This window comes from Streptomyces otsuchiensis, from assembly GCF_004305975.1.
GTDB lineage: Bacteria > Actinomycetota > Actinomycetes > Streptomycetales > Streptomycetaceae > Streptomyces > Streptomyces otsuchiensis.
Window position 1 is genome coordinate 1 of record NZ_BHZI01000243.1, and the last position, 8,758, is coordinate 8,758.

Annotated in this window: 7 protein-coding genes; all 7 read right to left on the bottom strand. The window is 74.8% G+C overall.

Annotated elements, in window-relative coordinates:
• The coding region (gene iolB, locus E0D90_RS20260; protein WP_130799540.1) for a 5-deoxy-glucuronate isomerase at positions 1 to 927 on the bottom strand (927 nt) is incomplete at its 3' end.
• Between the two features lie 160 nt (positions 928 to 1,087).
• Positions 1,088 to 1,969, bottom strand: a complete 882-nt coding sequence (locus tag E0D90_RS20265) for a Cgl0159 family (beta/alpha)8-fold protein (protein WP_103504111.1) — start codon at positions 1,967 to 1,969, stop codon at positions 1,088 to 1,090.
• Positions 1,966 to 3,003 (bottom strand): 5-dehydro-2-deoxygluconokinase, encoded by a 1,038-nt coding sequence (gene iolC / locus E0D90_RS20270; protein WP_130799544.1) that lies wholly within the window; start codon positions 3,001 to 3,003, stop codon positions 1,966 to 1,968. Before iolC ends, E0D90_RS20265 begins: the two co-directional genes overlap by 4 nt.
• A 149-nt stretch (positions 3,004 to 3,152) precedes the next feature.
• Entirely contained in the window at positions 3,153 to 5,801 is a 2,649-nt protein-coding gene (locus E0D90_RS20275; protein ID WP_130799541.1) for a glycoside hydrolase family 38 N-terminal domain-containing protein, read from the bottom strand.
• Positions 5,794 to 6,978, bottom strand: coding sequence for a Gfo/Idh/MocA family protein (locus E0D90_RS20280; RefSeq protein WP_130799542.1), 1,185 nt, complete (start codon positions 6,976 to 6,978; stop codon positions 5,794 to 5,796). Before E0D90_RS20280 ends, E0D90_RS20275 begins: the two co-directional genes overlap by 8 nt.
• Positions 6,978 to 7,850: a TIM barrel protein gene (locus tag E0D90_RS20285; protein ID WP_227870356.1), complete on the bottom strand. Its 873-nt coding sequence runs from the start codon at positions 7,848 to 7,850 to the stop codon at positions 6,978 to 6,980. Before E0D90_RS20285 ends, E0D90_RS20280 begins: the two co-directional genes overlap by 1 nt.
• 8 nt (positions 7,851 to 7,858) lie before the next feature.
• Positions 7,859 to 8,758, bottom strand: a 900-nt coding sequence (locus E0D90_RS20290) for a CehA/McbA family metallohydrolase (protein ID WP_130799543.1), incomplete at its 5' end; no start/stop codon positions are given.

An 8,758-nucleotide genomic window follows, 5' to 3' on the forward strand; every position in this document is an offset into this window, starting at 1 on the left:
GTTGGCGGGGGCCTCGTCGGCGGGGGCGCCGGGGGCGTCCGCGCCTTCCGTGGGGAGCGGCAGCCGTGGGTCGACCGGCACCTCGGGCCAGGTCGAGCGGATCCAGGTGTGGTCCGGGTGGTCGCTGATCAGCCAGGCGCGTTCGCTCTCGGGGCCGGCCATGACGTTCAGGTAGTACATGTGGTGGCCGGGCGCGGCGATCGACGGGCCGTGCCAGCCGTCGGGGATCACCACGGCGTCGCCGTCACGGACCTCGGCCAGGACCTCGGTGCCGCGGCCGTGGCCGGAGGAGGACACCCGCTGGTAGCCGAAGCCGGGGGTCCCCTCGGGAACACCGGCGCCGGGGTCCCGGGCGAACTCGTAGTAGTAGATCTCCTCCAGCACCGACTCCTCACCGGGACGGTGCTCGTCGTGCTTGTGCGGCGGGTAGGACGACCAGTTGCCGCCCGGAGTGAAGACCTCGACGGCGATCAGCCGGTCCGCCTCGAAGACGTCCGCCGCGGCGAAGTTGTGGACCTGACGGGAGCAGTTGCCGCTGCCGCGCAACTCCACCGGCACGTCGGCCGCGGGGCCGTAGCGCACCGGCAGCCGCCGCTCGCAGCGGGCGCCGGTCAGCGCGAACCGGCCGCCACCGGCCGAGCTGACCGTGACCTCGCTGTCGCGCGGGACGTAGGCGAAGTCGCTGGGCCCGGCGAACACGCTGCTCCGCCCCGCCAGTTCCAGGCGCTCCCCCTCGGCCTCGACGACGCATCCGCCGGCCAGCGGCAGCACGATCCACTCGCTGTCGGCGGTACGGAAGGTGTGGGAGCCGCCGGGCTCCAGCCGGAGCACGCGCAGCGCGCTGTGCGCCCAGCCGGCCCGTTCGGGGCTGATGGCCAGGTGGTACGGCCCGGTGGCGGTGGTCCCCGCCGGAAGGTGGTAGGTCATGGCCCGCTCTCTTCTGTGACTCGCCGCCGCACCGCGCCCGGCACCGCCGTGTCCCCGGCGGTGCCGGGGACACGGCGGGTACCGCCGGTGCGGGGGCCGGCACCCACGCCGGTGCCGGCCCGTTCCACTGTCGCTCTCCGCCGCGCCGGGTGCGTGCGGCTCACAGCATCCCGACGGCGGTGTCCACGGCACGGGCCACGTCGTCGTCCGCCGGATAGAGCAGCGAGCGGCCCGCGACCAGGCCCTGCACGGTCGGCAGCCGCAGCGCGTGCCGCCACTTGTCGAAGACCCGGTCGGGGTCGGAGTCCAGGTCGCCGCCGAGCAGCACGGCCGGGAGCGTCGAGGACTCCATGACGCGGGTCATGGCCTCCGGGTCGGCGGTGACCGGCACCTTCAGCCAGGTGTAGGCGGAGGTGCCGCCCAGTCCGGAGGCGATGGAGATCGCGGTGGTCACCGCCTCCGGGCCCAGGTCGTTGCCGAGCCGGCCGGTGGCGTCGCGCCGCGAGAGGAACGGCTCGACGAAGACCGGCAGCCTGCGCCCGGCCATCTCGTCCACCGCGCGGGCGGTCGAGTGCAGCGTGGTCAGCGAGCCCGGGTCGTCGTAGTCGACCCGCAGCAGCAGCTTGCCGGCGTCGAACCGCATCCGGTCGAGGTCCTCGGCCCGGTACCCGGTGAACCGGTCGTCCGCCTCGAAGGACGCGCCGGCCAGGCCACCGCGGTTCATCGAGCCCATGACGACCTTGTTCTCCAGGGCACCCAGCAGCAGCAGGTCCTCCAGGATGTCGGCCGTGGCCAGCACTCCGTCCACTCCGGGGCGGGAGAGGGCCAGCACCAGCCGGCGCAGCAGGTCCGCGCGGTTGGCCATGGCCATCGGGCGGTCGCCTATCGACAGCGCGCCGCGCGCCGGGTGGTCGGCGGCGACGATCATCAGCCGGCCGCTCTCCCCGATCAGCGGGCGGCGGACACGGCGTTCCGCCGCCTCGGCGATGGCTTCCGGAGTGCGGCTGCGCACCGTCGCGAGGTCGGAGATGGTGATGCTCACGGGGTGTTCCCCTTCGGGTCGTTCTCGTCCCGGCCCACTCCGTTGTCGGCACCGGTCGGGCTCTCGGCGGCGGCTGCCGCGGCTGGGTGGCCGTACGACCCTGCCTCGCCGAGGAGTTCGGCCACCTCCGGCGGAGTCGGCATCGCGGAGGAGCAGGAGAGACGGGAGGCGACCAGCGCGCCCGCCGCGTTGGCGTAACGCATGATCGTCTCCAACTCCCAGCCGGCCAGCAGTCCGTGACAGAGCGCGCCGCCGAAGGCGTCGCCCGCGCCGAGGCCGTTGACCACCTCGACCGGATGCGGGGGCACCTCGGCGCGGCTGCCGTCGCGGTGTACCGCGAGCACACCGGCCGGTCCCTGCTTGACGACGGCCAGCTCCACGCCACGGTCCAGCAACGCCTGTGCGCAGGCGGCCGGTTCGCGTTCGCCGGTGGCCACCTCGCACTCCTCCAGGTTGCCCACGGCGACGGTGGCGTGGGCGAGGGCCTGTTCGTAGTGGGTGCGGGCGCCGTCCGGGCCGGACTCCCAGAACATCGGGCGCCAGTCGAGGTCGAAGACGGTCGCCGTCTGGCCGTCCCGGTCCACGCGCCGCGCCTCCAGCGCCGCCAGGGTGGCGGCGCGGCTGGGCTCGGCGCACAGGCCGGTGCCGGTCATCCAGAACACCCTGGCCGCGCGGATCGCGTCGCGGTCCAGGTCGGTGGCGTGGATCTCCAGGTCGGGGGCCTTGGGCTCGCGGTAGAAGTACAGCGGGAAGTGGTCCGGCGGGAAGATCTCGCAGAAGGTCACCGGGGTCGGGTACTCGGGGACCTCGGTCACCCAGCGGCCGTCCACCCCGAACTCCGCGAGCGCCTGACGGCAGTACGCGCCGAAGGGGTCACGGCCGGTCCGGCTGATGACCGCCGTGCGGCGGCCCAGCCGGGCGGCGGCGACGGCCACGTTGGTGGCCGAGCCGCCGAGGTACTTCCCGAACGTCTCCACCCGGGCCAGCGACACCCCGGTCTGCAGCGGGTAGATGTCCACCCCGATGCGTCCCATGGTGATGACGTCGTGCGGCGCGGTGTGGTCCGGGCGCGGCGCGGTGTGGTCCGCGTGCGGCGCCGTGTGGTCCGCCGGCCGCGGGCCGGCGCCGTCCGGTCGTGGTGTGGTCACCTCTGCTCCTTCCGGCGCCGGCCCGGGGCCGCCGCTCAACGGCCCAGCTGCACGGTCGCGATCTCCCACGCGCCGACCGGGAGGGTCAGCACGCCGTCGGTGACGGTCAGTTCCTCGCCGGGCCGGCCGAGCAGGTCGGCGCGGCGGGCACGGGTGAAGCCGCCCTCGACGCGGGCCTCGGTGTCGGCGCCGCCCTCGGCGACGACCCGCACCTCGGTCCACTCCTCGCGCTGCCGCACGGCGGTGAGCGCGACGCCCTCACCGGTCACGGCGAGGCCGTGCCTCGGCTCGGGAAGCTCGTCGCCCCGCGGGCCGCGGCCTTCCAGGGTGTACAGGCCGTGGCGGAACTCCTCGGCGGAGCGCAGCACATCGCCGTCCTGCCAGCCGTCGGCGTAGGGCGCCAGCGCCAGCGAGACGGTGCGCAGCCCGCGTACCTGGGCGCCCGGGGTGGGCACCTGGGGGCCGGCCGGCTCGTCGCGGTTGACGTGCCGGTTGCGGGAGAGGTAGCCGACCGAACGCAGCAGGGTCAGCGCCAGTTCGCCGCCGTCCTCGGTGAGTTCGTACTCGCTGTACTCCTCCAGCAGTACCGCGAGACCGCCCGCGGCGACGAAGCCGGCGGCCGGGAAGGTGCTGACCGGCTGCTCGCCGCCGCCGCCCTCGGCGCTCAGGCCGCGCTCGACGACCGCGAACTGGCCCTCCGCGAAGGAGGATTCGGCGCGACGGGGCAGCGGCATGCGCATCCGCAGCCGGTGGTCGTCGCAGCGGTTGTCGAACTCGACGCTCACCCGGGCGAACTTCTCCGCGGCGCGCAGCTCCACCCGGGTGGTGACGGTGACCGGCTCGGTGCGGGCCGAGCGGCCGCCGGTGGCGAAGTCGCCCGCCATCGGCCAGTGGTAGTCGCGCTCCACCGTGTACGAGGCGGCCAGCGGCGACGCGGGGCCGGCGGTGACGCGGACCTGCTCCGGCTCCCGGACCAGCACGTCGGCGGCGGGCGGCGCGTAGTTGTAGGTGTCGCCGAGGTCTCCGCCGTCCTCCAGCGCGCCGACCCCGGTGGTGCGGACACCGTCCGTGCCGATCAGGGTCAGGGTGCCGTCGGCGGCGACCTCGACCCGCAGCAGGCCGTTGTCCAGCGCGCGGCCGCCCGCCCGCACGTCGTGCGGGGGGAGTTCGGCGACGGTGCCGGCCTCCGGCGGGCGCACGGCGGTGTGGCCGAGCGCGGGCACGTCGACCCAGACCGGGACGGTCTCCTCCGGAAGGGCGACGATCCGCACCCGCAGCTCGGTGTGCTGCCAGCGCTCGTCGCGGGCGGCCAGGGCGTCCCGGACCTCGGCGACGTCGAAGGCCAGCGTGGTGTGCCGGGCCACCTGGAAGGTGAGGGTGTCGCCGTCGAGCTCCCAGGCGGTGATGTGCTTGCCGTAGAGCTCGGTGCCGTGGACGCGGGCCAGGGCGACGGCGCCGGCGATCCGGTCGTCGGCGAGGACCGTGCCGCCCGGCCGCTCCGCGGTGGCGAAGACCACGCCGGAGCGCGGGAACGGCGAGGGGTTGAAGACCAGGACGGCGTCCCGCGGGACGTCGGCGGCCAGCCGTCGGCCGATCATGTCGCAGACGGCCTGGCCCAGTTGCTCGGCCTCCGCCATGCGCGCGCCGACCTGCACGGCCGTCTCGTCGCAGCCGCAGCCGGTGACCGAGTCGTGGCCGGAGACGGCGATCAGCCGCTGCCAGGCCATGTCGAGGAAGCGCTGCTCGGTGCCGTCGCCGAAGAGCGCGGCCAGCGGCTCGGCGTACCGCTCGACGGCGCGCTCGGCGTGGCTCATCGCCTGCTTCAGCTGCGGGCGCACCGAGTTGACGCCGGGCAGCAGGTTGGTGCGGGCGTGGGAGCGCAGCTCGCCGTGGACCGCGGGCAGGCCCTCGGGGGTGTCGGGCAGCTCCGCGAAGAAGGCCGCGAGGGTCTCCAGCCGGGTGGTGATGCCGGTCTCGGCGGTGGCCGTGGCCAGCCGGTCCGGCGCCTCGGGGACGGGCGCGGTGTGGTCCGAGCCCAGCATGCCGAGCAGCGGGCCGCTGCCGGGCAGGGTCCAGGGGTCCATCCGCTTGGCCAGCTCGGTGACGCGCTCGGCGTCGCTGTCCGGGTCGGCCAGCAGGCCGGCCGCGTTGCCGTAGCCGCCGGCCGCCAGGTAGCGGGTGCGCACAGCCGTGCCGTCCGGCGAGGTCCACGCGAAGGAGTCGGTGGTGACGGAGGTCGGCACGCCCCGGTTCACGCAGGCGTGGTGCAGGCCCGCGCGGCTCAGGATCTGCGGCATCTGCGCGATGTGGCCGAACATGTCCGGGAGGTAGCCGACCGGCATGACGCCGCCGAGCTCCTCGGAACGGCGGATGCCGCGCTCCAGGTTGCGGACGATCTGCTCGCCGGAGCACAGGAACTCGTCCATCAGGATGTCCCAGGGACCGATGGCGAGCCGCCCGGCCTTGACCAGCTCCACGACGCGCTCGCGCGCCTCGGGCCGGACCTCCAGGTAGTCGTCGACGGCGGCGAGCTGCCCGTCGAGGGTGAAGCGGTGGCGTTCGTCGTTCTCCATCGTCTCCAGCAACTCGTCGAGCAGGCCGACGAGCTGGAGACGGAACCGCTGGAAGGGGAGGTACCACTCCCGGTCCCAGTGGGTGTGCGGAACGATGACGAGATCACGCATGAGCGGCCTCCCCGGAGAGCGTGAGGCCGTGGGCGGCGGCGAGCCGCGCGACGGCCTGCTGGGCGAAGGTGATGTCGGCGGCCGCCTCGCGGACGCCGGAGAGCGGGGGCGTGCCCCGGGTGACCAGTTCGTGGAAGGCCACCAGCTCCGCCTCGAAGCCCCCGGTGGGGGCGCGGTGGACGGTGCGGTGCTCGGCCTCGTGGCGTCCACCGGTCTCGGTGAGCGTCGTCGGCACGTTGAGCAGGTAGGGCGAGGGGAAGACCAGTTCCAGGGAGCCGGTCGCGTGGTGCACCGTGACGGTCTCCCGATAGGCCGGGTAGTCCGGCTGGTACAGCCAGCGGATGCCGTACCGGCCGCCGTCGGCCAGCGCGCCGGACAGCTCGGCGGAGGGCGGGTCGCCCTCCCCGGCGGACGGCGCGCGCCACAGCGCGGCGTGGTCCACGGTCGCCGGCGCCCCGGCCAGCAGCCGGATCAGCGACAGCTCGTGGCAGACGCTGTTCATGGTGATGCCGTACAGGGTCCGCGCCTCGGGCGCGGCGTCCGCGCCGAGCGCGGTCACCAGTGGCAGCTGCTGCGCGGTGGAGAGCGCCGCCAGCGTGGCGGGCTCGATGTCCCCTGCCGGGGGCGGCAGTCGGGCGAAGTCCAGCTGGGCGCCGGCGGAGGGGTGCAGCACGGTGATCTCGATCGAGTGCACCGCGGCGGGGCCGCCGGCCTTGTCCAGCAGCTGGGCGAGGCGCTGCACCGCCGGGTCGTACTGCTTCATGTAGCCGACCATCAGCCGGCCGGCGAGGTGGGCGTCGGCGCCGTCGGCGGGCAGCAGCGTGTCCAGCTCCCCGTGGGCGTAGCCCAGGGGCTTCTCGGCCAGCACCGTGTAGCCGCGGCGCAGCGCCTCCAGCGAGTCCGGGACGTGCGAGCCGGAGGTGAGCAGCAGCACGGCGTCGAAGCCGCCGTGCTCCAGCATCCGGCCGACGTCGGTGAACCGCTGCCCGGCCGGGACGCCGTAGCGCTCGCCGGTGCGGCGCAGCTGCTCGGGGGAGAGGTCGGCCAGTGCGGTGATCCGGTAGCGGCTGCCGAGCCGTTCCAGCAGCGGGAGGTGCACGGTCTGGGCGATGGTGCCGAGCCCGGCGACCGCGACCGAGACCGTGTCCGCCGGGTTCGGCGCCGACTGCGAGGCCATCAGACACCGGCCTTTCGCAGCGCCTCACGGTTGGTCCGCTGGTCGGCGATCAGGTCGGCCGGCTCGCGCCCGGTGACAGGGGCGTCCTGCTCGACGACGATCCAGCCGGTGTAGCCGACCTCCTTGAGGACGGCGACGGTGGCGCCCGGGTCGATGTCGCCGGCGCCCAGGACGGAGAACCCGCCCTCGGCGACCAGCTGGTCGAAGTCCAGGCCGGCCTCGCGGGAGCGCTCGGTCAGCGCCAGCGAGCCGTCCTTGGCGTGCACCTGCTTGATGCGGGGTGCCCACTCGCGCAGCGCGGCGAACGGGTCGCCGCCGGCGAGGTAGAGGTGCCCGGTGTCCAGGCACAGCGAGATGTCGGTGGTGTCCAGCACCCGCTGGACCTCCTCGGCGCTCTCGATGTCGGTGCCCAGGTGGTGGTGGTAGACGGCCTCCAGGCCGCGGTCGCGGCAGCGGTCGGCGGTCTCCTGCACGCGGCGGGAGAACCCGTCCCAGTCGGCGATCGTGCCCAGCGCCAGGCCGGGGCGGGCGAACCGCTCCGGGTTGGCGGGGCAGGAGAGGGTCGGGCGCGGCGCGAACCGGGGGTCGTCGACCTCCACGGAGGCGAAGACGTCGAGGGCCTCGTCGAGCTTGGCGAGGTCCTCGCGCCAGCCGTCCTCGTCGGTGAACCGCAGGTCGACCCAGCCGCCGGCGAGGCCGAGGCCGGTCTCGGCGAGCCGGGCGTTGAGGGTGTCGCCGGTGCCCAGGTAGCCGATGGGGCCGGAGTCGATCCCGTCGTAGCCGGCGCCTGCGAGGGCGGCGAGCAGTTCGGGGGCGGTGAACGGCGCCCGGTCGGGACTGTAGATCCCGAAGTTCACGGGTGCGTTCGCCACGCGGATGGTCACTGACACAGTGCGATCACCTCATTCTCGTAGGTCTCCAGGCGGTGCGGGCCGCCGTCGGCGGGGACGCGCACGCGGTCGCCGTGGACCACCTGGCGTCGCCCGTCCGGGCGGACGAGGACGGTTCCGTCCGCGTCCAGCGCGAGCAGTTCGTCGCCCAGCCGCAGCAGCAGGGCGGCGCCGGGGCCGGCCGAGACGGCGGTGTGGCCGGCGGCGAGGCCGGCGACGATCGCCTGCGGGCTCGGGTCCTCGGCGAGGATCCAGGTGGTGGGCGTTCCGGGCGTCTTGCCCTGGCCCGGCTTGTGGTAATCGCTGCCGCCGATGGCGATGGTGTCGGGCCGCCAGGCCCGGGCCCAGGACAGCGGTGCGCCCCAGCGCCGGTCCAGCCAGCTGGTGTGCCAGATCTCGGCGTGCCGGGGGCGGTCCTCGATCGGCAGCCGCCAGGCGCAGTCGCCGCTGAGGGGGTGGTTGAGCGACATCACGCCGCCACCGGCGCGGGCGGCCCGGTGCCAGTCGTCGGCGGGCCGGCGGAAGTCGATCCAGCCGGTGTCGCCGAAGACGTTGGCGTGGCCGTGGTCCGTGGTGACCTCCTGGCCGGGGACCAGCTCGATGCCGTAGCGGGCGCCGACGCCCGGCAGGTGCGGGTGGTGGCTGGTGGTGTTGTGGTCGGTGACGGCGAGGAAGTCCAGGCCCTGGGAGGCGGCGAGCGCTGCCAGCTCCTCGATCGTCAGCGAACCGTCGCTGTGCACCGTGTGGGCGTGGAAGTCGCCCGCGTACCAGCGCAGTTCGCCGCCGCCCACGGCGAGCGCGGGCAGGTCGCGGGCGGGCCGGCGCTCGGGCGCGGGCGGCGCGGCCGGATGCTGGAGCACGGCGGCTTCGACGCCGTGCTGCTGCTCACC

Bases quoted from the DNA above. Each gene is read 5' to 3' on its own strand.
- E0D90_RS20275 (WP_130799541.1), bottom strand. From the start codon at position 5,801: ATGCGTGATCTCGTCATCGTTCCGCACACCCACTGGGACCGGGAGTGG.
- E0D90_RS20280 (WP_130799542.1), bottom strand. From the start codon at position 6,978: ATGGCCTCGCAGTCGGCGCCGAACCCGGCGGACACGGTCTCGGTCGCG.
- iolC (WP_130799544.1), bottom strand. From the start codon at position 3,003: ATGGGACGCATCGGGGTGGACATCTACCCGCTGCAGACCGGGGTGTCG.